Raw genomic sequence first — 21,297 nt, 5'->3', positions numbered from 1 at the left:
AATAGCAGCTGCCACGGCTTGCGCGGTTAAGTGGCATCGATCAAAAGCATCGGCCAGGTTTGCTTCCATTTTTTCGCGGCCATACGGGCATAGTAATGCTTCAGCTTCTCTTTTGAACTTGCGAAAAAAGGAGTAGGCCTTACCTGCATATGTATGACATCGTCGATCCCGCAGGGGCGGTTAGCACGATTTCGTTATTTTTGCTAAGCTTAATCCCAAGCGCGGTAGCTGTTTCGGGAAACTTTGAGATTGCATCGACCGAAGAGGAATAGGGCAGGGAATGGTCAAGCAGATGCATTCTTGCTTCATTTTTGACGGACCAGGGAATATCGGGGCGAAGGAGCCGCAATCGTGCTTCTAGCTTCTTTTCCTCGGCCTCGTCTAGAACACTGGCGTCATAATAGATGACGTCTACGTCAGCCGTAACGGTCCTCTCGCCAAAGCCGTGCAGCGTGTCCCAAATCTTGGAGCGGATAAAGCCTGCGCAGATCCACCAGTCAGGCAAATGCAAAGCTTGCGCTGCTTTTAAATCGCCCATCATCCAATCATCTTGGCTTACCAGCAAAATAATGTCTTCCTGCGTATGCAGCTTCAAAGAAAATCCTCCTATTTGTTTAATAATCAATGCATGTATGCAGAAAGAAACCGGCATTCGTCAGATCGAGTGCCGGTTTCTTTGCCGTGTTTAAACAGCAGGGTCATTTCCCTTTCCGGGAAGCGGCCCAGAAGGCGAGTATGATTAAGGGAATCAGAATATACCAGGGGATCGTAATGGTGCCTCCAACGATAAAAGCCAGCGCCATCACGATGATGACACCGAAAATAATGTACAAACAGCCTCTGCCGAATGTTTCCATACCCATCGCCTCCTAAAGCTTAGGCTTTGCAAGGCAAAGCCTTCTTCGCAAGCATCCACTTCCTGACAGTATATTCGATTATAACGTTTTTATGGGTTGTATGGTTCCAAATAATAAGGAGGAAATTAAAAAAAGGAGAACAACATGGTTTGCGGCGGCTTTAGGATTCCTGCGTCAACAAAAAAAATGGCCCGCATCGCTGCGGGCCTGCGTCCTAGATCTATAGATATCAACAGTGGGGTTGATGTCTTTAAGTATAAAAAACCAACCTTAACATCACCTTAAAAAACTTTGTCGGAATATTGAATTGATGAATTAGAAAGAGGCTGACGAAAGCTGCCTTTAAGGTGCATAGGCCCCCTTACTGCGGTTCGGTATAGATTTGGCGGTACCGAGAAATAATAATTCGGAACGAAAATCTAACACTTAAGGGGACGAGTAAATGAAAAAGTTTTGGTCAGTGTTCTGTTTGGCTGTATGCTTGACTTTTGTGCTTGTGGTACCTGCTTTTGCTGATAATTCGAGAACGGGTACAATGGAGAATTACACGAACAGAGGAATGGGTACTGCGGTTCCGGATACCGGCATGCGCAATGATGTCGAAAGAGGAGTCGATAGGGCTGCTCGCGCTTTGGACGTAGATGATCGCAACAATATGAACGCGAACAATTACAGAACAACAGCAGCGGATACCGATAATGATATGGATTGGGGCTGGCTGGGTTTGCTCGGGCTGATCGGATTAGCCGGACTAAGAAACCGCCGTCATGAGCGCACGTAATTGATTTCTGAAAATGTAAAAACCCTGCCCATGCGGCAGGGTTTTTGTTTGGTCAATGCGGCTTCTCGGCTACATATCTTCCTTGCTCGGGTACAGCGATCTCTTTGAATTTCTGGGTTAACAGCTTCAGGTTGTCTTTCAGAAGCTCGCCGAACATCGGCTCTCCGTGTCCCGTAATCGCTAAATAAGGGTCAAGGGCAGCGAGTTTATTTACGGATTTCTCGGCCTTATCCCAATCGGTCGTGAAGTATTTTGGAGGACCGCTTATTTCTTGCTCTTGCGTCATGACTTTATAGAGCGATTCTTGCTTCACGGTTACAAACGCATCACCGGCAATCAAAGTGCCGTCATCTTGCCGAAACAGGGAGATATGGCCCGGCGTATGGCCCGGCGTATGAATGTATTCCCAATCCGGCATCCCAGGAATGCTTCCATCCTTAGGCAATGGCCGCACGCGGTCATCAAGATTGATTCCGTCATGCGGAAAGTAGGGAGACATCTCCGAAATAAGACCGCCGTGTACGGTAGGATCAGCCGGCGGATAGTCGGACTTGCCAGTCAAATAAGGCAGCTCCAGCTTGTGTGCGTAAACGGGTACATTCCAATGTTCAATCAGCTCGATAATAGCGCCGACATGGTCAAAATGCCCATGGGTCAAAATAATCGCTTTAGGCGGAAAATCGAAACGCTCCTCCGCTGCTTTTATAATTTTTTTCGCGGATCTGGGCATGCCGGCATCAACCAAAACCCAGCCTCCATGTTCATCCTTCGGATCACCAATGAAACATACATTAACGATCTGGATGGGGAAGCAAAAGATATCAGGCCGATAAGCTAGTCCCTCTCCGCTTGCAAAGGTCGTAATTGGCATAAAAGTATGCTCAAACGAGCTCTCCAACGTAAACCGCCTCCTTTTTATTACATACCTCTATAAACTGTCCTAATGCCGTGCGGTTATTCTATTCGATGTACCGTTTCTATACCGGCTCTTTGAGGTTAAGAATGAGATAGTATAAATCCGTGCAAATTAAGGAGTATCTATGTCTAAAAGGAGATGACCAAAATGACAACAAACGGCATGCCCAAATTTCCAAGGCCATATTGGACCGAATCATCGAGTCTGCGTGCATCCTTTCCTGCGCTTGAGCAAAATACCGAAGCGGATGTAACGGTTGTAGGAGGCGGGATTTCCGGAATCACAACGGCTTATTTGCTTGTTCAAGAAGGCTTGAAAGTCGTGCTTCTTGAAGCGGGCAGCCTTCTAGGCGGGACAACGGCACATACGACTGCCAAAATAACGGCGCAGCATGATTTGATCTATGACGAGCTTATTCGAAGCGAAGGAGAAGAAAAAGCGGCATTGTACTACGAAGCAAATCATGAAGCGCTGCAATTTATAAAGCAAACGATAGAAAAAAACAAAATAGAATGCGGGTTTTCGGTACAAGACGCTTATGTTTATACAAATTCGAATGAGTACATAAAAAAGCTTGAGAAGGAGATGTCTGCTTATTCAGCGCTTGGTATTTCGGGAGCTTATGCAGAACATATTCCCTTGCAAATCCCTGCAAAAGCTGCGGTGGTCATGCATGGTCAAGCCCAGTTTCATCCTCTGCAGTATTTAAATGCCCTTACCCAGAAGTTCATCGATGCAGGCGGAACCATCTACGAAAACACTACGGCAATCGATGTAGAGGAGGGACCTTTGCCGGAGGTCATTACAAGTAAAGGGCACCGGATAAAATGCAAGCATATTGTGTCTTGCACACACTTTCCGTTTTATGACGGCCATGGCTTTTATTTCGCGCGAATGCATGCGGACCGCTCCTACGTGCTTGGCATTCATGTTGCGGATGAGCTTGCGGAAGGGATGTATTTGAGCGCCGAGGATCCCAAAAAATCTTTTCGTTATGCGGAAACGGCGGAGCATGGCAAGCTGCTGCTTGTCGGCGGCCAAAGCCATAAGACCGGTCAAGGCATATGCACGATAAATCATTATGAGGAATTGCAGAGATATGCCGAAGGGCATTTTCAAGTGAAAGAGATTGCCTACCGCTGGTCAGCCCAGGATTTGGTCACCGGCGACAAAATCCCTTATATCGGCCGCATTACTTCTTCCTCCCCTAATGTGTACATCGCTTCAGGCTATCGCAAATGGGGGATGACGAACGGGACGGCTGCTGCCCTGCTTATTAGAGATTTAATTACGGAGAAGGAAAATGCTTACGAGGACCTCTATGCGCCTTCACGCTCCATCACGCTTGGTACGATGAAGAACCTTGTCGTAGAAAACGTGGATGTAGCAAAGCATCTCCTAGCTGGCAAGCTAGAAATGGTGAACAAGCGTCCGGAGGATTTGGCCCCGGATGAAGGCAGCGTCGTTAAGCTCCACGGCAAACGCGCGGGAGCGTACAAAGACGAAGCGGGCAAGCTTTTTCTTGTTGATACCACCTGTACGCATATGGGCTGCGAGGTCGAATGGAATAATGGAGACCGGACATGGGATTGCCCATGCCACGGCTCTAGGTTTGCTATCAATGGCGATGTCATTGAAGGCCCTGCGGAGGAGCCGTTGAAGACATTGCGGATGTAAATTTAATTTAAGCCGAGAAAGGAAACGGGAGCTGCAATCCATGAACAAAAAAGTCACCCCAAGCTCTAGAGAATGAGCATTAGGGTGACTTTTTGTGTTTCGATAGAATCTAGCTAACAACTTTCATAAGTAGGCTAACCATTTAATGTTGTGCGTAGTTTGAATAAGGTGATACATGATTTTGATTGGACATATAGTTTGGCGCAAAAGAAGAAGATTGATCCAATTGATTACATAAGCTGTTAATATGTTGAAGCTGCTGCATAGCCGTTTGGTGACCTTGCAAAGCAGTTTGAATCATCTGTGCGGCTTGTTGCTCGCGTTGCGCAATCTGCTCAAGCTGAATAGCATTTGCTTGCTCCTGCTGCAGCAATTGTTGATATTTTGCAGACGCCTGCTGTGTTTGCTGCATCAATTGATTTACAAGCTGTGAAATTTGCTGTGTTTGCGTGATTTGATTCAAGTTAACGCCTCCTAGTTGATTGGAATTACTCAACTATTATGTTTTAAAGGAGGCGTTTCTATTCGGAAATGGTTTACGGAATAGCAATGAATTAACTGCATGCAACGCCATCTTGATCGCGGTCTAATTTCTCGCTGTAGCCGGGATCCCCTTTGTGTAAGGGAGCTGCACCCGCGTCTTTTGCGGCCTTGCAGTTGGCGTAATAAACTTTTTCTTTTTCCGTTGCCGTTTGTTCAGGCGCGCCGTCAAGCACGAACAAAACCCGCGTGCCGTCCTTTAAATCTGCTAATTGATTTCCAATCCACGAGCCAGCCCCGCGATTATCCTTCGGCGACACGTAAGCGATATCTGCGCCTTCACCGCCTTCTTGACACATTGCCATCGGCCATTCATCCCGATCAAAGCCTTTCTTTATCGGAATCCCGTTCAAAGAAGCTTCCCGATTAGATTCAGCTCCATTTCTGTCAATCGTGCATACGGCGGAAGCTCCGGCCTTTATCGCTGAAGCGATATGCGCCATCGTCTCCGGATAGCGGTCAGTCGGCAATAGGATGGTTTCATCATAATCCGTTTCCGAAACGTTAGTTTTTGAAGAGGTGGTTGTTAATAAATCGCCGCTGCCTGCGAGGAGTAACGTCAAAATAAGCAGTGCGGCTAAATATGATTTCATGATGTATCTCCATTCCGGCTATTTGAAATCATCATACTATACTTTTGAAATCGCCGAAAAGAGAAAAACGAAAAAGGCCCGCAAAAGGGGCCTTTACCGTATATTCAAATTTATATTAGTAGCCGAATACACCGCAGCTACAAGCGATAATGACCAACAATATGAAAAGGACAAGGATTGTACCCGTGTTTGTGAAAACACCGCCAACAAGACCAGACATTGTTCATTGCACCTCCTTGTATGTTGAGTAAGCGAAATCGCTTATTTTAGTAATCTTTAACGGTAGCCGCCAAAAACTCCGCAGCTGCAAGCGATAATCACCAATAAGATGAAAAGGACCAGAATGGTACCGGTATTCGTAAATGCACCACCAACGTATCCGGACATTGTTCATTACACCTCCTTACGTCTTGTGTACATTGTAGATTATGTTGGAATGAAGGATTCTGATTGGGTGTTTGTTACCAAGGCAGCTTATCCGTGTCATTAGCCTAATCAGGCAGATATTGCCGTTTGCCGGTGAAGCAGAAACACAACGAAACGAATAAAGAATTATGTAAGAGCGCCTGAAGGATCAGGCACTCCGTGAAAATTAGCAAGCGCGTTTGAACTTGCGATGTTTCTTCACGACGACAATAACGACAACAATCACGACAACCAATTTTTTCTTGTTGCGACTCATTCGAATCGCCTCCTCTCTTAGAAGATAGTCTACTGTATTCGTAAATTGATAGATTGGTTTGGACAAGTCGGTCGGAGACGGAAATTTGTGTGTTTGTAAGTAAATTATCGCTCACTGCGGGTATGATCGAGAGTTTAAAGTGTAAAAGTCAAGTATATAAAGGCTGCCGCTTGGCAGTCTTTTTTCATGTCACAATTGCTATGCGGATAAATTCTTGCAAAAAAACCCCGCCCTTAAGGGCGGGGTTTTATAAATAAAACTATGCATGGACAGCTTCAGGTCTCTTAATTTGCAAGGGAGGAGGAATGATCCAACCTTTTTCTTTGCTCATCTCCAGTATTTTAACGCCTAATGCCGTTTTGGTCATATGGTATTTAGCAAATAAAGCACCAATATCCTCTCGGATGGATTGACCCATAACTTGACTGCAAGCAATTAATCCCAAAGAGGCGTCAGATGCGATTTTAGCTGCAATCTCAGGATCGGTGAATCTTGCACCCGCCGGGATATCTTCGAGTTTAACTTGCGGTCTTTCAGGCATCATTGGCGAGGAAGCAATTCCGTTATCCGTAAGCAGTGTATCTAATTCTTTAATTTCTAGCTTAGCTTGATCAATGAGAGCCTCAAGAATTTTTTTAAGTTCCTTGTCACCGGAATGGTTTAGGTAGGCTTGGTAGCAGGATACAGCGCCTTTAGCTGTTGTAGATGCTGTCCAGACACTAAAGATTTCACCATAGTGCATCGGCTCGTCTTTTGGATTACCGCTTAAAATCCCCATTGAATGTTCTCCTTTTAGTCTCAATTTGACTGGTTTATTATATCCTTGAGTAATTAAAGAATGTACGGTCTAAGTTTGAAAGAGTTACCAAACAGCTCAATAAAAAGGAAGCTTCTAACAATATTTGGGTCAAAAAAACGCAAAGCAAACACCCCCCATGTTAGAGCGGGGGTGTTTGTTGATAAAATCAAATGTTAAGCATGGTCACGATCACGTTCGCGCCCGCGGTTTCTCGCTCCTGCCAAACCGAGCAGACCCAAAAGACCAAGCCAACCCCAATCAATTCCATCATCGTCTGTCGCAGCAGTTGTTCTGTAATTGTTTGCGTTCACCGTTGTTCCGTTATTGGCACGATCTGCGGATGCAGGTATAGCTGTGTACATCATCAAACATGCGATGAAACTAACCATTAGAATTACTTTCTTCATAGTTACATGCTCCATTCGTGTTTAGAATTGAAATCGAGCTTATTTTTAGTTACAAAGCATAATTTTATACTCAAGCTTACCGTATTGGTATTTAAGACCATTAAAATCGAAAAATAATGCTTTACGCGTAAGTGCAAAGTAAATTCTTCATGTTTGCATCACTTGAAAAACCATCTCGCAATGTAGGCGACCAACGACAAAACAATGCTAATAACTATGCAGGTGACTATTGGGAAATAAAACTTCACATTCCCTTTTTCGACTGCGATATCGCCAGGAAGACGCCCAAGATTGATAAACCTTCCTAGCCCCGCCCAAATCAACCCAATAACAATTAACGCGATACCGGCTAGGATAAGAAATTTGGGAATGGCATTCATGTTAGCTGGCTCCTTCTTGATACATTCTTGAAATTATTATAGGCATAATCTCTTGTAAATAACGATTGAGTGAAAACGAACGAGCAATGTATTGCAACAAATTTTTCATGGATCCGTCTAATAATGAAGGGATAAGACATGGGAGGAGTAAAAACCTTGAAAAAATTAGTAATGGGATTAGCTTTAGCACTTATCTTATGTATGCTTAGTGGTTGCAATGCTCCGTCCGAAGCAGCAAAGGGGAATTATATTATAGATAAGGAAGACGAAAGAATCTTGGTAGCGAAGAATATTTCCCGGAAGGAGTCTGAAAGTGATTTTGCTGCCCTCAAAAAGAATAACGTCGAATTAGTCTATTATATTGTTGATGAATCCCAACTTTATAATGAACTTAGAGTAGGCGAAAAAGTAAATGTAACGCCCAAAACAAATGAAAATGGGGAATATGTAGTGATGCAATCGGATCCCCCTCAAATTGTCGCGGGTAAGATAGAAAGAGTAGGGGATCTTATCCCGAAAATTATTCCGGGAGAATAGAGTACCTTCATGGTTTATGCCATTTCATTGTAGGGACCCATGTGTTATATTTTACTTTTGATATCGAACGTATGTTTGTGTTAAAATGGAAGCAAATATTGGCATATCGCATAGTTGAAAATTATATCGGCCAAACAGTGTTATTTGTAGTGACTGAAATCGCAATATTTGTAATCGTGAAATCTTAATCAGATCCGTACGATGTTACCTAAGCATGTGATAGCAGTAACAGCTACCATTAAGAATTGGAGGATAATGACATGGCAAAGGCAAAAGGACCAAAACGGCCAACTAGAGATGAGTTCGAGATGGAGGAACTGGGCGAGCGCCTAGTTGAAGCTCAACAAGAGGAATTGCAAATAAAGCTCATTGTTTGGAATTGGGATCAGCCGGTACTTGGAAAAATAACAAAGATGGACTCGCGAACGAAATCGGTACATATGGAGTATAAAGGAAATATAACGAAGGTGCATTTTATGGATATCATGAAAATTCAGTCTATTGACGCATAAAAAACTGCAAATCCCTCTCTACCTTTTTTGGTGGGCAATTGGTGACAAACATATAGATTGTATTCAATGAAACCCATGTGAACCTTGTCATATTAAGGCTCTAAACAAAAAAAGGGCACCCCTTGCGGGGTGCCCTTTTCATGGGAGATGTGAAAATGCTGTTTTTTTTTGCAACCTAGTCAAGAGGCAATCCCTTGTTTTATTGGGGTTTTTCAAAAATTCTTGTGGAGGAATGAGGGTGTTTTTGAATGAGTTTGGAAATATGGTGCCAATCGATCTTGATTTGGGCAGCAAAGAATATATAACTATCAGCTTTTCATCCAATCAACAACTAGAATAGCTTCATAATATATATTACAAATATTGTGGAGGTGTTTTTTTTTGAAATCTTGTAAAAAGCGTCTTGTTAAAAAACCACTCAAAGCTTGCTGCCCCGTTATCGTCAATAAGCAAGTCATAGAAAACGGTAGCCGCGGTTCTGTTGGACCTCGCGGTCCTGTTGGACCTCGCGGTCCTGTTGGACCTCGCGGTCCTGTTGGACCTAGTGGTTTGAGAGGTTTGAGAGGTTTGAGAGGTCTGAGAGGATTGACGGGACTGACGGGACAGCCTGGACTGCCTGGTGGCTTATTAGGCTTTGCTGATTTTTTTGCGTTGATGCCTGGTGATAATGCAGACACAGTTGGTGCGGGTACGCCCGTAGATTTTCCGCAAGATGGACCAACTAGTGGCACTTCTATCACCCGTTTGAGTGACAATACTTTTAACTTGGCCGAAATTGGCGTTTATCAGGTCTTGTTTCAGGTGAGTGTGAGCGAAGCAGGCCAACTGATTTTAGCTCTCGGTGCCACAGAACTAGCTTATACCAGGGTCGGGAGAGCCGTAGGCGCTACTCAGATAGTGGGAATGGCACTTGTGCAAACGACAGCAATCAATCAAATACTCTCAGTACGAAATCCAACTGGCAATACTCCGGCTCTAACCATCACACCTTCAGCAGGGCAGGCGGATGGAGGAGCGGCTGCGGCTGTTTCAGCACACCTTGTTATCACGCAGATCGCATAGAGGGATAAAGAATGGCATACTCGAGTCAATAACCATGCAGTGCCTGTCGCAGTTCGTTTTCTCAACTCATCTATACGGATTGATTGCAAAAGGCACGGCTATCCCAGATTAGCCGTGCCTTTCGGGTGCGAAAAAAACCTGCCGGATGATCTGTATAACGGAAAAAAATCTAACGAAGAAAAAAAGCCGCTTAGTGAACCTTGAATCTGTGCAGCATCACGCGTTCTGAAGCAGATTGACGTAGCTATAGTGCTTTAGAGTTGTGGTGAGTTAAAGTGGTGCCCAATCGGTGCCCAAAATCATGAAATTGCAATTGACGGAAAGAAGAGATGTTCGAAGAAACCTTGCTATATAAGGGATTAAACAAAAAATCGGGCACCCCTTGCGGGGTGCCCTTTTCATGGGAGAGGAGAAACCGGACGAAGAGCTTATGGGGAAACGTAAGTCTTCTCCGCGGTTGTCTACGACATCTTGCGACGCCGATAAAATTATTTTGTCCTTATATATGGTAAATATACACGTTTGAGATAATAAATTTCATGTTGTCCGAAAAAGTGCTGCTGGCTCTCCATTTTTAAGCGGATCTCCGCTTTATTATGAAAGGGATTCTATGGTACGATAGGCGGGAATGAGATAGAAGGGGGCAATTGCAGTGAGAGTCATTGCGGGCGAGGCCAAAGGCCGCACGCTTAAGGCTGTGCCTGGCATGAATACGAGACCGACAACGGACAAGGTGAAAGAAGCTATTTTCAGCATGATTGGTCCTTATTTCGATGGTGGAATGGCGCTGGACCTGTTCGCAGGCACAGGCGGTTTAGGTATTGAGGCTTGGAGCAGAGGCGTAGAGCGTACGGTTTTTATTGATCGCGAGAAAATCAGCATCGACATCATTCGCCATAATGTGCAGACGGCGAATATGGGAAGCGCTGCCGAAATTTATAGGAATGATGCGGAGCGCGCATTGAAAGCGCTAGCGAAGCGGGGACAAAAGTTCCGGCTTGTTTTTCTTGACCCTCCGTACAAAATGATTACGATGGACAGTTTAATGACGCAGCTTGTGGAGAATGGACTGTTGGAACCGGATGCCGTTATTGTAGTCGAACATGATGCATCTCACCGTTACCCGGAGCAGCTGGAGCATTTTGAACAACTAAAGCATGCAAAATACGGGGATACCGCGGTTACAATCTATCAATATATCAGCTTAGAAAGTCACGATGGAAACGAGGCCGATGTTCATGAATAAAAAAGAGCGCGTAGCGGTATATCCCGGCACCTTTGATCCCGTCACCTACGGTCATTTGGATATTATTCGCAGATCCGCCAAGCAATTTGACCGGTTGATTGTAGCCGTTTTAAATAATTCAAGCAAAAATCCGCTGTTCAGCGTCGATGAACGGAAGGCGCTTCTAACCGAAGTCACAAGTGATATTCCGAACGTGGAAATTGACAGCTTTCGAGATTTGCTCGTCCGTTTCATGAAATCGCGGCAGGCAAATGTCATTATCAGGGGAATCCGATCGGTAACCGATTTCGAATACGAGCTGCAGCTTGCTTCAACAAACCATCTTCTAGATGCAGAAATCGATACCATGTTTATGATGACGAATCCGAAATATTCTTATTTAAGCTCCAGCATCGTAAAAGAGATCGCACAGTTCCACGGTGCCGTGCATGAGTTGGTGCCGCCTGTCGTTGAGCAGCAATTACGCGAGAAATATAAATCTAAGAGTTTATCATAGAGCCGGAATTTGTATTTCTAAGTTAACTTTATATCGATTTATTAGCTTTGCGAAATGGCAGCAGGATCATTGAAACAAAAAGTCCGAGAAGCGCAAGAAGGAAAGCAGCCGGAAGCGAGAACTGCCATAACGCGGGAAGCTCGCCTGCCTTAATGATTGCTGCGACCGCATGACCAGGCAAGAAGGTTTCGGCAGGGACAAAGACTGGCAGATCCCCTTGCGCCAGAATAGAACGCAAAAACGCTGTAGCTGGTTTCCAAAGAAGCAGCATGAACAACAGGGCATGCAGGGAATGGACGACGCGCCATGCGATGAATGGAAGCAGCTTGAGGTCGGTACCCGTGATGGAATAGCCAGCTTGTAAAATGCCGCTAAGTCCGCTCCACGCCAGAACTGCGGCGATGGCAGCGGCATTGCCGAGCGTGCCGGCTCCCGGTGCGTCCCAGACGGCGGCCGAATAAGCCCCTAAATGGCCTTCAAAAAAAGCTTGACTGATAAAGCCAAGTCCGGTTTTAGCCAGAAGAGGAGAGAAAAGCGGTTCTGATAATTTGGCAAGCACCGCAGCGAAGATCATAAAGCCTCCGATCATCATCAGCTTCTGAACGCTGGCAGTAACGGCATCGCCAAGCGCTTTGCCGAAGCTTCGGCCATCCTGCTCTCTGCCGAGGCGAAGCGCCTCTGCCGCGCGCTGCAAAATGTTACCGTTCTCTAAGGCTTCGCGTTCATCCGTCTGGCTATTCTCCGTCTCGGTTTTGGGCCGAACCAAGGTCATGAGGATCATCACCCACAGGGCAGAAAACCACACGGCTGCCGCAATAAGAACACCGGTAATCGGCTTGTGCAGGAAGCCTGCCCCGATGACTACGAGCATAAATAAGGGGTTAGGCATATGGGCAAGGGCGAGCAGCCGCTGGCCCTGTTGTTTTGTAACGAGGTTTTTTTTGCGCAGGGACGCAGCGGCCTCAGCCCCTGCAGGATAACCGCCCATCCACCCTAGCACGATAGCGAGCGACGCTTCCCCAGGCAGCTTGAACAACCGGTGCATGAGGGGCTGCAGCAAGGACCCAATGGCGTGGACGAGGCCGAAAGAGGCAATGAGCTCGAATAAGACCAGAAACGGCAGCAAGCCGGGAAAAACAATGTTCCACCACACGGTGAGTCCTTGCAGGGACGACTGGAAGGCAGCATCCGGCTGAAGGATGATGGCAACGACAAGCAAAATGGACAGGAACGCTAACATAACCGTTTTAGCCAATGCTACACAACTCCTTTATATTATTGGGAAAATGAGGCAATGTTCACATTCGACAGGCAGGGGAATGTCATGAAGGCATGGACAATCGTATACGTTAATTAGTACGCTTATTTGTCCTGGTATAGACCTAATGCCGGACGTTGTTCAGCAGGATATAAAGACGGAGAAATCAAAACAAAGTGAAGAGATCGCTGGACCGGGAGAGTGGCGGATGCAAAAGCAACGGTCAGATTTGCGGAGAATTGCTATAGTCGCTGCGGCAACCGCGGTTTTTATGTGGGTACTGCTATATGCCCCAACGCCATATGTGGTTTATGAGCCTGGCATTGCAGTCCCGGTTAAGCCAATGCTAACGGTAGAAGCGGGTGATGAGCTCGGTGAAGGCGATTTCCTGCTTACGGCGGTGAAGCTGACGGAACCGAATTTGCTGCACGCGATTTCGGCTATGATGAATTCGAATAAAGAGGTACATCCCAAACGAACCGTGCTTAGGGGATATACGCAGGAGCAATATGCCCAAAGACAGCGCGTAATCATGCAGGGGTCGCAAAATAATGCAATTGAAGCAGCTTACCGGAGCACTGGTTTGCCCTATGAGAGCAAGGCGTTAGGCATTGTTATCGCCGACGTTCCCGCTCAAGCGTCGGCTGGCTCGGCAGCCTTTCAGACGGGTGATTTACTGCTCGGGATCCATGGTGAAAAGCCATCGAAAAGCATCCAAGAATTGCTTGAATCGCTGCAAAGGATGAGCGGCAATAAAACCTTTTCATTTGATACGGAAAGAAACGGCCAGCGAATGCAAGTCGTCCTGCCGGCGGACCGGTTATTATCCATAAAGTCGAACGAACAGCTGATGGATGCGCTTGGCATAAGGAGCATAACGGAGATATATGGGTTGGAGCCGGCGAATCGCAACAACCGGATAACGATAACGGCTGGTGATATCGGAGGTCCCTCGGCAGGCCTGGTTTTTGCGCTGCAAGCTCTGGACCTGCTGACGGAAGGCGACTTATCGGGCGGCAGCCGCATAGCGGCCACGGGTACGATTACGGTAGATGGCAAGGTTGGAGCGATCGGCGGCATTAAGCAGAAAATTGTCGTTGCCAGTGAAGCGGGAGCACAGTTGTTCTTGGTACCCGCTGACAATTTTGAGGAAGCCGAGGCGAAAGCGCAAGCGCTTGGCGCCTCGATGAAAGTGGTAAGCGTAAGCACGCTGGAGGAAGCTTTGGAGCAAATAGAAATGTTCCGCGCGGGGACGGATTAAAAGCGGCAGCGCCGCTTCTCTGCTTACTTTGAAGCAGATTCAATAACGACCGGCCTTTCCGTGAAATCACGAAACATGGATTTGACAGAGGTTTTGCCTGGAACTCCGAGCATATAAACGCTGCTGGCCTGCGTGTCGAGCTCCAGGAACCGAAACGGTTTTGGCGGCCTAGCGGCGCTGTGAAGCACGGGCAGCGTGGCTGAATCTCGCATGCGCCGCAATAAAAGCTTGCCTTTTTCGGTGAAACCGAGCACTCTTATATATTCAACGCCCGAAGCGAGCTTGTCTGCGGTGAATTCTTCTTTACGGTGTCCGAGAAGGATAGCGAGGAGGGACCGCTGCAGCTTAGTTCGCGTATAGCGCTTGGTTTTCAATGCTTCCAGCAGTTCGTCGAAGCTCCCGGAAAAAAGGCCTGGCAGGGCATTGCGAATGCGGTGCTCCAAGCCCTCGTTAATCTCGTGTAATTCTGATAGTTCGTTTGGCGAGCGGGTTACGATCGCATGCAGCAATGCGTGTGTGAAGGGCTCCCAGCTGATTGGGCAGCGCCCGGACGTCCATGCCTCCTGAAGGATACGCAGCGTAGTCTCAGGCACGTAAGCGCGCGCGTCTTCCAGCGAGCGATGCTCGAGCAGCAGCTTTCGAATGGCAGTGGCACTTGCAATCTGACTGTCTGTCGGCGTTTCTTGGTTGTATTGAGCTTTTTCGCGTGTAATGGTGTAAGGCTCCATTTTGCCATGCAGCCGTTTCAGGGCAAGCAAATAATGAAGCCCTAGCGTGTGGTTCGGCAGGGAAAATGGGAAATTTGCGGCAGAGGCATGTCCCAGATCCGCTAAATAGGCGGTTATGGCGCTGCTATATGCGCTCGGGTAACTAATCCCCGTTTGCAGCAGCTGTTTTAATAATACTTTGAATGCTGGAGGCTCATGTGCTACGATATCAGCAGCTAGGAGCAGCGGTTCAAGCTCGCCGTTCTCCGTACCGAAGCAGAAGCTGTCAACGACGCCTGTGGCCTCGAGCAAAGAGACAGCCCCGTAGGCAAACCATTCGGCTGCTTGCGTGGCATAGGCAACGGGCAGTTCGATAACGAGATCGCAGCCGCCTTCAAGCGCCATTCGCGTGCGGGACCATTTGTCGAGCAGGGCGGGCTCGCCGCGCTGCAGAAAATTGCCGCTCATTACGGCAATGACTGCATCTGCCTGCGTTATTTTGCGCGATTGTTGTAAATGATACAAATGTCCGTTATGAAAAGGATTGTATTCGACAATAAGTCCGACTGTACGCATACGCTTGATCCTCTCTCTGTTAAATGTTGGTGGTTTAACTATAGCATAGAGAAGAAGCTCAATCACGGCCTGCTTAAAGCGTTATGGAAAAACAGTGTGAAAATGTTGACAAAACAGTAGTCTGATAGATATAATAATCTTTGTTTGTTTGGGGTGATCTGATGCAGTTTCATATTCAAGAAACAATGTCCAAAGGGTTGAAAACGACAATCGACGAAGAGTTGGATGTCAGTGACCTTTTTAAAGGACGCCAAGATGTTTATCGTACGGGACCTCTTCATGTAGCGCTTCAGGTAACTGGGCACGAAGGCTTCATTGAAGTTGATGGCAAGCTTGCCATTGACCTCGAACTCGCCTGCTCGCGTTGCCTAGAACCAGTGAAGGATCACACGGTTATTCGATTTTCGGAAGTATTCAAGCGGGCAACGTCTAACGAAGAACGCGAAGAGGGTATGGAAGAGGAAGAGAGTGACTTCATTGAAGTAGATGCGGAAAGACTGGACCTGAGGCCTTATGTGGAAGAAGCGCTTCAGCTGTTCATGCCTTTTGCACCGCTTTGCAGCAATGATTGCAAGGGTCTCTGTCAAACTTGCGGACAGAACTTAAATGAGCGCACATGCAGCTGTTCAACGGAGAAAGTCGATGTCCGTTTTGCGGCGCTAAAGGATCTATTTAAGGAATAAGCGTAGTGCCGATTGATTTTTTGAAGGAGGTGTTAAATATGGCAGTACCTCAGCGTAGAACATCCAAGACTCGCCGTGATAAACGTCGTACGCATTTCAAACTTGCAGTACCGGGCATGGTGAAATGTGAGCAATGCGGCGAGCTGAAATTGGCTCACCACGTATGTAAAGTTTGTGGATATTACAAAACAAAAGAGATCATTTCCCAATAGTGAATTGATGTCAGAGGTAGCACTTCATCATTTGATGGAGTGCTATTTTTTTCTAAGTGACAGCATTGTTCACCTCGTGAAAGGGAATGTTCGCTATCGTTACTTTTTATGCAGCATTGCGCTCAGGCGCATTTTTTTATATACTTAATTAGTACCAGGTGATAATATCAAGCAACATACATATACTAATCGTGCTTCTTGTTACGGGATTCCGGGGCGCGGTTAATGAGTTCTTAATCGTATTATATGGTAAAGGTGGTGCCGAACATCGAACGAATGCCCAAACGGCAGCGGCATCAGCAGCTTGCCCGATATATTGATGAAAATCCTTTTATAAACGATCGGGAGCTCACGCGACTGCTCAAAGTAAGCATCCAGACGATTCGCCTTGACCGGATGGAACTTGGGATACCTGAACTGAGAGAACGCCTGAAGCTGATGGCCGAACGCTCTTACGATTCCGTACGTTCGTTGCCATTGCATGAAGTAATCGGCGACATTGTCGATTTGGAATTGGACAAGAGCGGGATCTCGGTATTTGAAATTCGGGAAGAACATGTTTTCTCAAGGACCGGCATTGCACGCGGCCATCATGTGTTTGCTCAAGCAAATTCACTAGCCGTTGCTATTATAGATGACGAAATTGCCCTTACTGTAACCGCAGATATTAGGTTCATACGACCCGTTAAGCTTGGAGAAAAGTGCATCGCCAAGGCTTACGTCCGCTCCATATCGGGAGAACGGAGCAAAGCAAAGGTAGAGCTCTTTACTTATGTGGGCGATGAAATGGTGTTCCAAGGTAACTTTGTAATTTATCGGTCCGCGGGAGACACGGATACAGAAGGAGGAGACGAACGTGCGGATCGCTATTGATGTTATGGGCGGGGATAATGCTCCCGGTTTAATTGTACAAGGTGCGCTGGACGCCGCGGCGGAATGGCCGGACACAGAGCTGCTGCTCGTAGGTGAAACGTCTGTTATTGAATCGTTAATGAATGGAAAGAAACCAGCTAACGTTACTATTTGTCATGCCGATGAGGTTATCGGACCCGATGATGAGCCGGTAAAGGCGGTGCGCCGCAAGAAAGGGGCATCCATGGTTGTTGCCGGACAGCTCGTTCGCGAGAAGCAAGCAGACGCGATGCTCTCGGCAGGCAATACCGGCGCCTTGATGGCCACGGGATTGCTTGTAGTCGGGAGAATGGACGGCATAGAGAGGCCGGCGCTTGCGCCGATGATGCCTACAATGGATGATGTCGGTATTCTAACGCTTGATCTGGGAGCGAACATGGATGCCAAACCGGAGCATTTGCTGCAATATGCAATTATGGGCAGTATCTACAGAGCTAAGGTTCATGGCCTTGCTAATCCGAGAGTCGGACTTCTAAATGTCGGCACCGAAGCGATGAAGGGCAACGAGATGGCTAAAGCTGCTTATGCGCTGCTGGAGCAGGCGCCTGTCCATTTTATCGGAAACGTAGAAGCAAGGGATGTCCTTAACCGCAATTGCGATGTACTCGTTTGCGACGGCTTTGCCGGCAATATTATGCTGAAGGCAATGGAAGGCGCGGCGGGAACGATTTTTACGTCGCTGAAAGAAGCTTTCAGCCAATCGTTACTGACGAAGCTGGCTGCTGCGGTTTTGCTGCCTAAGCTAAGGCCTTTGAAGAAAAGGATGGACTATAAGGAGCATGGCGGTGCCCCGCTTCTTGGGTTAAACGGGCTAGTAGTGAAATGCCACGGTTCTTCGGATGCGCTTGCCGTGAAAAATGCGGTTAGGCAAGCGAGAAGCGCGATTCAAGGCCAGCTGATTGAAACAATAGCAGCAGAAATAAACGGGAAGTGAGTGTGCGAAATGGGTTTACATCCTGTAGGAATAATCGGAACGGGCAAATACGTTCCTGAACGTATTTTAACGAACAAAGAGCTGGAAGCAATGGTGGAAACGAATGACGAGTGGATCGTAACGCGCACAGGCATTAAAGAACGCCGCCTTGCGGCCGTTGAGGAAGCGACGTCCGATCTTGCCCTTCATGCATCGCGTGAAGCGATTGCCGCGGCAGGTCTGACAGCAGAAGATATCGATCTAATCATCGTGGCTACGATAACGCCCGATATGTTTTTTCCATCGACGGCATGCCTGCTTCAGGATAAGCTGGGCGCGAAGAGAGCTGCGGCATTCGACTTGTCTGCCGCGTGCTCCGGTTTTATTTACGGGCTTGCAACAGGTTCGAGCATGATTGCTAGCGGTTTGTACAAAAACGTACTTGTTGTAGGCGCCGAAACTCTGTCTCGGATTACCGATTACACAGACCGCAATACATGCATCTTGTTCGGAGACGGTGCAGGTGCCGTCGTTCTGGGGGAAGTCGAAGAGGGCCGCGGATTCCAGTCGTTTGAGCTTGGCGCAGACGGCAGTGGAGGCGAGTTGCTCAAAGTACATGGTGGCGGCTCGCGGGTACCGGCCTCAGAAGAGAGCATCCAAAACAAACAGCACTATATTCACATGGCAGGCAATGATGTATTCAAATTCGCAGTAAGAATTATGGGCAGCGTAGCTGAAGAAGCTTTGCTGAAAGCGGGCATAGCGAAAGAAGAAGTTGATCTTCTCGTGCCGCATCAAGCCAATATCCGTATTATCCAGTCCGCTTTGAACAGGCTGAACCTGTCAGAAGAGAAAGCCATGGTCAATCTTGATAAATACGGCAATATGTCTTCGGCTTCGATTCCGGTTGCTCTTGCGGAAGCAGTCGAGCAGGGCCGCGTGAAGGAAGGCGACCGCATAGTGCTTGTGGGCTTCGGCGGCGGCTTGACGTGGGGAGCTTCCGTTCTTGTGTGGTAATAAACGTTGAGGAGGAAACACGCTTGAGTAAAATTGCATTTGTTTTTCCAGGACAAGGCGCACAGGCTGTCGGAATGGGTAAGGATGCATTCGATTCGTTTGATCATTCACGCTTGATTTTTGAACAGGCGGATCGGGCGCTTGGCTTTTCCTTAAGCAATATTATTTTTGAAGGACCGGATGAGGTGCTGAAACAAACGGCGAATACGCAGCCAGCGCTGCTTACTGTCAGCATAGCCTTGCTAGAAGCCTTGCAGGTTCACGGGATGAAGCCGGATTACGTAGCTGGTCACAGTCTCGGAGAATACAGCGCCCTCGTAGCAGCTGGCGTTCTTTCGTTCGAAGATGCCGTGCGTACGGTCCGCGCGCGCGGACAGTTCATGGAGCAAGCCGTCCCGAGCGGACAAGGCGCAATGGCAGCCGTGCTCGGCGCAGAGCGCGGCACATTGGCTGCGCTATGCTCAGCGATTACAGCGGAAGGTACGGCTGTTGAACTTGCAAATGTGAATTGCCCGGGGCAAATTGTCGTATCGGGCACGGCAGCCGGGGTAGAAGCTGTTGTTCAGCGGGGCAAAGAAGAAGCGGGGGCAAAACGGGTTATTCCGCTTGAAGTCAGCGGTCCGTTCCATTCGTCTCTAATGAAACCTGCAGCGGAAAATCTTCAAACGACGCTGGCTGGCATCGCGATGCTTGATGCAACGGTACCTGTTGTAGCTAACGTTAACGCTACATCTGTTACATCTGCTGACGAAATCCGTAATTTGCTTGTGGAGCAGGTTTATTCTCCCGTTCTGTGGGAGGACAGCATCCGTTTCTTAATCGATCAAGGTGTCGAGACTTTTGTTGAGATTGGTTCTGGCACGGTGCTTGCCGGCTTGATTAAAAAAATCGATAAAAATCTACGCGTCATTTCGATAAACAGTATCTCTGCGCTTGAAGCGCTGAAGGTGAACGAACTTTAGGATGGAGGGGATACCATGTTTGGAAGCTTGGAAGGCAAGAAAGCTCTTGTAACAGGCGCATCGCGAGGTATCGGCAGATCGATTGCCATAGCTCTCGCCGAGGCAGGAGCAGACGTTGCCATTAATTACTCTGGCAGCGAGGCGGCGGCAGCAGAAACGGCAGAGGCCGTTGAAGCGCTTGGCAGACGCGCAATCGTCCTAAAAGCAAATGTTGGCAAAAGCGATGAATTTGAAGCGATGGTCAAGGAAGTCATCGCGCAATTCGGCGCGGTTGATATTTTAGTGAATAATGCGGGTATTACAAGAGATAATTTAATCATGCGTATGAAGGAAGACGAGTTTGACCAAGTCATCGAGACGAACCTTAAAGGTGTCTTCAATGGCATTAAATCGGTCACTCGCCCGATGATGAAGCAGCGTTCCGGCCGCATCATTAATATTTCTTCGGTCGTTGGTGTGCTCGGAAATCCTGGGCAAGCTAACTATGTTGCGGCGAAAGCCGGCGTAATTGGTTTGACTAAGGCTAGCGCACGCGAGCTTGCTTCCCGCGGCATTACAGTTAACTGCGTTGCCCCGGGATTTATTCAAACCGAAATGACGGACAAGCTGCCGGAAGAAACGCGCCAAGCCTTGTCTGGCCAAATTCCGCTTGCCCGTCTCGGTGATCCGAGCGACATCGCAAATGCCGTCCGTTTTCTTGCTTCCGATGCCTCAGCCTATATGACTGGACAGACGATTCATGTGGACGGCGGGATGTATATGTAACACGAAATAATTCCCTATTGGGGAATTAAAACGGTTACGTATGGCAATTTATCTTTAATTCTCGTATAATACCATGGAGGAGGTGAACCGGATGTCCGAAGTAGTAGATCGCGTAAAACGTATCGTCATCGACCGACTAGGCGTAGACGAAGCGGAAGTTACACTAGAAGCTTCATTTAAAGATGACCTCGGCGCTGACTCTCTTGATGTCGTTGAATTGGTCATGGAGCTGGAAGACGAGTTTGATATGGAAATCTCTGATGAAGATGCAGAGACTATCACCACTGTGGGAGAAGTAGTTAAATACATACAATCTCATACGTAAGAAGGACAAGTCCCGTTTTTAATAAACGGGACTTCTCTCCATCTAGACCGTTTCCGTTAAATTAATTATGCAGGCGTCACGGCTTTTACATAAACAAGCGTAAAGGGCTTCAAGCGCAATGAATTTATACCTCCTTATATTTCGAGCGTAAAGGCTCTCACCGTCGAGGAACGGCCTGGCTTGTATTTACCGAGAAATATAAGCAGGGTATACGCATTAGA

At 47.4% G+C, this 21,297-nt stretch carries 25 protein-coding genes and 3 pseudogenes; 16 read left to right on the top strand and 12 right to left on the bottom strand.

Translation table 11 applies throughout. The features are described from left to right. Positions 1 to 26 precede the first annotated feature (26 nt). Positions 27 to 595: pseudogene (locus MRBLPE1_RS01685) on the bottom strand (nucleotidyltransferase family protein). 103 nt (positions 596 to 698) lie between these two features. Then, positions 699 to 857, bottom strand: a complete 159-nt coding sequence (locus MRBLPE1_RS01680; RefSeq protein ID WP_364140716.1) for a hypothetical protein — start codon at positions 855 to 857, stop codon at positions 699 to 701. Between the two features lie 442 nt (positions 858 to 1,299). Here MRBLPE1_RS01680 and MRBLPE1_RS01675 point away from each other — a divergent pair, with 442 nt between their 5' ends. Then, positions 1,300 to 1,638, top strand: coding sequence for a WGxxGxxG family protein (locus MRBLPE1_RS01675; protein ID WP_364140714.1), 339 nt, complete (start codon positions 1,300 to 1,302; stop codon positions 1,636 to 1,638). Positions 1,639 to 1,690: 52 nt separating this feature from the next. Here the strand turns inward: MRBLPE1_RS01675 and MRBLPE1_RS01670 are convergent, their stop codons facing one another. Continuing rightward, entirely contained in the window at positions 1,691 to 2,509 is an 819-nt protein-coding gene (locus MRBLPE1_RS01670) for an MBL fold metallo-hydrolase (protein ID WP_364144428.1), read from the bottom strand. A 192-nt stretch (positions 2,510 to 2,701) separates the two neighbouring features. On the opposite strand from MRBLPE1_RS01670, the gene MRBLPE1_RS01665 reads away from it, so the two are divergent. Further along, entirely contained in the window at positions 2,702 to 4,231 is a 1,530-nt protein-coding gene (locus tag MRBLPE1_RS01665) for an FAD-dependent oxidoreductase (RefSeq protein WP_364140712.1), read from the top strand. 142 nt (positions 4,232 to 4,373) lie between these two features. Here the strand turns inward: MRBLPE1_RS01665 and MRBLPE1_RS01660 are convergent, their stop codons facing one another. From MRBLPE1_RS01660 to MRBLPE1_RS01630, 7 genes and pseudogenes are all read right to left on the bottom strand, one after another. Continuing rightward, the gene (locus MRBLPE1_RS01660) at positions 4,374 to 4,643 is read right to left on the bottom strand and encodes a hypothetical protein (protein ID WP_364144426.1); all 270 of its coding nucleotides are present in this window, start codon (positions 4,641 to 4,643) and stop codon (positions 4,374 to 4,376) included. Positions 4,644 to 4,785: 142 nt separating this feature from the next. After that, a pseudogene (locus MRBLPE1_RS33225) lies at positions 4,786 to 4,884 on the bottom strand (excalibur calcium-binding domain-containing protein); the annotation flags it as partial. Between the two features lie 57 nt (positions 4,885 to 4,941). After that, positions 4,942 to 5,364: pseudogene (locus tag MRBLPE1_RS01650) on the bottom strand (NucA/NucB deoxyribonuclease domain-containing protein); the annotation flags it as partial. A 276-nt stretch (positions 5,365 to 5,640) separates the two neighbouring features. After that, the gene (locus MRBLPE1_RS01645) at positions 5,641 to 5,751 is read right to left on the bottom strand and encodes a YjcZ family sporulation protein (RefSeq protein WP_364140709.1); all 111 of its coding nucleotides are present in this window, start codon (positions 5,749 to 5,751) and stop codon (positions 5,641 to 5,643) included. A gap of 554 nt (positions 5,752 to 6,305) precedes the next feature. Beyond that, entirely contained in the window at positions 6,306 to 6,824 is a 519-nt protein-coding gene (locus tag MRBLPE1_RS01640; protein WP_364140706.1) for a DUF3231 family protein, read from the bottom strand. A gap of 194 nt (positions 6,825 to 7,018) precedes the next feature. Next, positions 7,019 to 7,252: a WGxxGxxG family protein gene (locus MRBLPE1_RS01635; protein WP_364140703.1), complete on the bottom strand. Its 234-nt coding sequence runs from the start codon at positions 7,250 to 7,252 to the stop codon at positions 7,019 to 7,021. A 158-nt stretch (positions 7,253 to 7,410) separates the two neighbouring features. Further along, on the bottom strand, positions 7,411 to 7,632 hold the full coding sequence (locus tag MRBLPE1_RS01630; RefSeq protein WP_364140701.1) for a DUF2905 domain-containing protein: 222 nt from the start codon (positions 7,630 to 7,632) through the stop codon (positions 7,411 to 7,413). Positions 7,633 to 7,788: 156 nt separating this feature from the next. Between MRBLPE1_RS01630 and MRBLPE1_RS01625 the strand changes: the two genes are divergently transcribed. From MRBLPE1_RS01625 to coaD, 5 genes are all read left to right on the top strand, one after another. Beyond that, positions 7,789 to 8,169, top strand: coding sequence for a DUF3221 domain-containing protein (locus MRBLPE1_RS01625; protein WP_364140700.1), 381 nt, complete (start codon positions 7,789 to 7,791; stop codon positions 8,167 to 8,169). Positions 8,170 to 8,429: 260 nt separating this feature from the next. Further along, complete coding sequence (locus MRBLPE1_RS01620; protein WP_364140697.1) at positions 8,430 to 8,681, top strand: YolD-like family protein; 252 nt, start codon at positions 8,430 to 8,432, stop codon at positions 8,679 to 8,681. A 585-nt stretch (positions 8,682 to 9,266) separates the two neighbouring features. Then, positions 9,267 to 9,743 carry a hypothetical protein gene (locus MRBLPE1_RS01615; RefSeq protein ID WP_364140694.1) on the top strand — a complete coding sequence of 159 codons (477 nt, stop codon included), beginning with the start codon at positions 9,267 to 9,269 and terminating at the stop codon, positions 9,741 to 9,743. A gap of 652 nt (positions 9,744 to 10,395) precedes the next feature. Further along, entirely contained in the window at positions 10,396 to 10,989 is a 594-nt protein-coding gene (rsmD, locus tag MRBLPE1_RS01610; RefSeq protein WP_364140692.1) for a 16S rRNA (guanine(966)-N(2))-methyltransferase RsmD, read from the top strand. After that, positions 10,976 to 11,485 (top strand): pantetheine-phosphate adenylyltransferase, encoded by a 510-nt coding sequence (gene coaD / locus MRBLPE1_RS01605; protein WP_364140689.1) that lies wholly within the window; start codon positions 10,976 to 10,978, stop codon positions 11,483 to 11,485. The genes rsmD and coaD overlap by 14 nt, the downstream gene beginning before the upstream one ends. Before the next feature lie 28 nt (positions 11,486 to 11,513). Here the strand turns inward: coaD and MRBLPE1_RS01600 are convergent, their stop codons facing one another. Then, complete coding sequence (locus MRBLPE1_RS01600) at positions 11,514 to 12,740, bottom strand: nucleoside recognition domain-containing protein (RefSeq protein WP_364140686.1); 1,227 nt, start codon at positions 12,738 to 12,740, stop codon at positions 11,514 to 11,516. Between the two features lie 211 nt (positions 12,741 to 12,951). On the opposite strand from MRBLPE1_RS01600, the gene MRBLPE1_RS01595 reads away from it, so the two are divergent. Beyond that, positions 12,952 to 14,004, top strand: a complete 1,053-nt coding sequence (locus MRBLPE1_RS01595; protein ID WP_364140683.1) for a YlbL family protein — start codon at positions 12,952 to 12,954, stop codon at positions 14,002 to 14,004. Between the two features lie 23 nt (positions 14,005 to 14,027). On the opposite strand, the gene MRBLPE1_RS01590 is transcribed toward MRBLPE1_RS01595, so the two are convergent. After that, a complete protein-coding gene (locus MRBLPE1_RS01590) occupies positions 14,028 to 15,287 on the bottom strand; it encodes a nucleotidyltransferase (protein ID WP_364140680.1) in 1,260 nt (419 codons plus the stop codon). A 161-nt stretch (positions 15,288 to 15,448) separates the two neighbouring features. On the opposite strand from MRBLPE1_RS01590, the gene MRBLPE1_RS01585 reads away from it, so the two are divergent. The 8 genes from MRBLPE1_RS01585 (at position 15,449) to MRBLPE1_RS01550 (ending at position 21,076) form a co-directional block, all read left to right on the top strand. Beyond that, on the top strand, positions 15,449 to 15,970 hold the full coding sequence (locus MRBLPE1_RS01585) for a YceD family protein (RefSeq protein WP_364140677.1): 522 nt from the start codon (positions 15,449 to 15,451) through the stop codon (positions 15,968 to 15,970). A 38-nt stretch (positions 15,971 to 16,008) separates the two neighbouring features. Further along, the gene (gene rpmF / locus MRBLPE1_RS01580) at positions 16,009 to 16,182 is read left to right on the top strand and encodes a 50S ribosomal protein L32 (RefSeq protein WP_006036546.1); all 174 of its coding nucleotides are present in this window, start codon (positions 16,009 to 16,011) and stop codon (positions 16,180 to 16,182) included. 276 nt (positions 16,183 to 16,458) lie between these two features. Continuing rightward, the gene (fapR, locus tag MRBLPE1_RS01575; RefSeq protein WP_364144420.1) at positions 16,459 to 17,055 is read left to right on the top strand and encodes a transcription factor FapR; all 597 of its coding nucleotides are present in this window, start codon (positions 16,459 to 16,461) and stop codon (positions 17,053 to 17,055) included. After that, positions 17,039 to 18,028, top strand: a complete 990-nt coding sequence (gene plsX, locus MRBLPE1_RS01570) for a phosphate acyltransferase PlsX (RefSeq protein ID WP_364140673.1) — start codon at positions 17,039 to 17,041, stop codon at positions 18,026 to 18,028. The genes fapR and plsX overlap by 17 nt, the downstream gene beginning before the upstream one ends. Positions 18,029 to 18,037: 9 nt before the next feature. Then, positions 18,038 to 19,024 (top strand): beta-ketoacyl-ACP synthase III, encoded by a 987-nt coding sequence (locus MRBLPE1_RS01565; RefSeq protein ID WP_364140670.1) that lies wholly within the window; start codon positions 18,038 to 18,040, stop codon positions 19,022 to 19,024. Between the two features lie 23 nt (positions 19,025 to 19,047). After that, entirely contained in the window at positions 19,048 to 19,986 is a 939-nt protein-coding gene (fabD, locus tag MRBLPE1_RS01560; RefSeq protein ID WP_364140667.1) for an ACP S-malonyltransferase, read from the top strand. A gap of 15 nt (positions 19,987 to 20,001) precedes the next feature. Next, entirely contained in the window at positions 20,002 to 20,751 is a 750-nt protein-coding gene (gene fabG, locus MRBLPE1_RS01555; protein ID WP_364140664.1) for a 3-oxoacyl-[acyl-carrier-protein] reductase, read from the top strand. 91 nt (positions 20,752 to 20,842) lie between these two features. Next, the gene (locus MRBLPE1_RS01550) at positions 20,843 to 21,076 is read left to right on the top strand and encodes an acyl carrier protein (protein WP_053375686.1); all 234 of its coding nucleotides are present in this window, start codon (positions 20,843 to 20,845) and stop codon (positions 21,074 to 21,076) included. Positions 21,077 to 21,297 lie beyond the last annotated feature (221 nt).

This window comes from Paenibacillus sp. LPE1-1-1.1 (assembly GCF_040676435.1).
Lineage (GTDB): Bacteria > Bacillota > Bacilli > Paenibacillales > Paenibacillaceae > Pristimantibacillus.
The sequence above is the reverse complement of the archived record's forward strand: the minus strand, read 5'-3'. Positions and strand labels throughout refer to the sequence as shown.

Bases quoted from the DNA above. Each gene is read 5' to 3' on its own strand.
- MRBLPE1_RS01680 (WP_364140716.1), bottom strand. From the start codon at position 857: ATGGAAACATTCGGCAGAGGCTGTTTGTACATTATTTTCGGTGTCATC.
- MRBLPE1_RS01675 (WP_364140714.1), top strand. From the start codon at position 1,300: ATGAAAAAGTTTTGGTCAGTGTTCTGTTTGGCTGTATGCTTGACTTTT.
- MRBLPE1_RS01670 (WP_364144428.1), bottom strand. From the start codon at position 2,509: ATGCCAATTACGACCTTTGCAAGCGGAGAGGGACTAGCTTATCGGCCT.
- MRBLPE1_RS01665 (WP_364140712.1), top strand. From the start codon at position 2,702: ATGACAACAAACGGCATGCCCAAATTTCCAAGGCCATATTGGACCGAA.
- MRBLPE1_RS01660 (WP_364144426.1), bottom strand. From the start codon at position 4,643: ATGCAGCAAACACAGCAGGCGTCTGCAAAATATCAACAATTGCTGCAG.
- MRBLPE1_RS01645 (WP_364140709.1), bottom strand. From the start codon at position 5,751: ATGTCCGGATACGTTGGTGGTGCATTTACGAATACCGGTACCATTCTG.
- MRBLPE1_RS01640 (WP_364140706.1), bottom strand. From the start codon at position 6,824: ATGGGGATTTTAAGCGGTAATCCAAAAGACGAGCCGATGCACTATGGT.
- MRBLPE1_RS01635 (WP_364140703.1), bottom strand. From the start codon at position 7,252: ATGAAGAAAGTAATTCTAATGGTTAGTTTCATCGCATGTTTGATGATG.
- MRBLPE1_RS01630 (WP_364140701.1), bottom strand. From the start codon at position 7,632: ATGAATGCCATTCCCAAATTTCTTATCCTAGCCGGTATCGCGTTAATT.
- MRBLPE1_RS01620 (WP_364140697.1), top strand. From the start codon at position 8,430: ATGGCAAAGGCAAAAGGACCAAAACGGCCAACTAGAGATGAGTTCGAG.
- coaD (WP_364140689.1), top strand. From the start codon at position 10,976: ATGTTCATGAATAAAAAAGAGCGCGTAGCGGTATATCCCGGCACCTTT.
- MRBLPE1_RS01595 (WP_364140683.1), top strand. From the start codon at position 12,952: ATGCAAAAGCAACGGTCAGATTTGCGGAGAATTGCTATAGTCGCTGCG.
- MRBLPE1_RS01590 (WP_364140680.1), bottom strand. From the start codon at position 15,287: ATGCGTACAGTCGGACTTATTGTCGAATACAATCCTTTTCATAACGGA.
- MRBLPE1_RS01585 (WP_364140677.1), top strand. From the start codon at position 15,449: ATGCAGTTTCATATTCAAGAAACAATGTCCAAAGGGTTGAAAACGACA.
- rpmF (WP_006036546.1), top strand. From the start codon at position 16,009: ATGGCAGTACCTCAGCGTAGAACATCCAAGACTCGCCGTGATAAACGT.
- fapR (WP_364144420.1), top strand. From the start codon at position 16,459: ATGCCCAAACGGCAGCGGCATCAGCAGCTTGCCCGATATATTGATGAA.
- MRBLPE1_RS01565 (WP_364140670.1), top strand. From the start codon at position 18,038: ATGGGTTTACATCCTGTAGGAATAATCGGAACGGGCAAATACGTTCCT.
- fabG (WP_364140664.1), top strand. From the start codon at position 20,002: ATGTTTGGAAGCTTGGAAGGCAAGAAAGCTCTTGTAACAGGCGCATCG.
- MRBLPE1_RS01550 (WP_053375686.1), top strand. From the start codon at position 20,843: ATGTCCGAAGTAGTAGATCGCGTAAAACGTATCGTCATCGACCGACTA.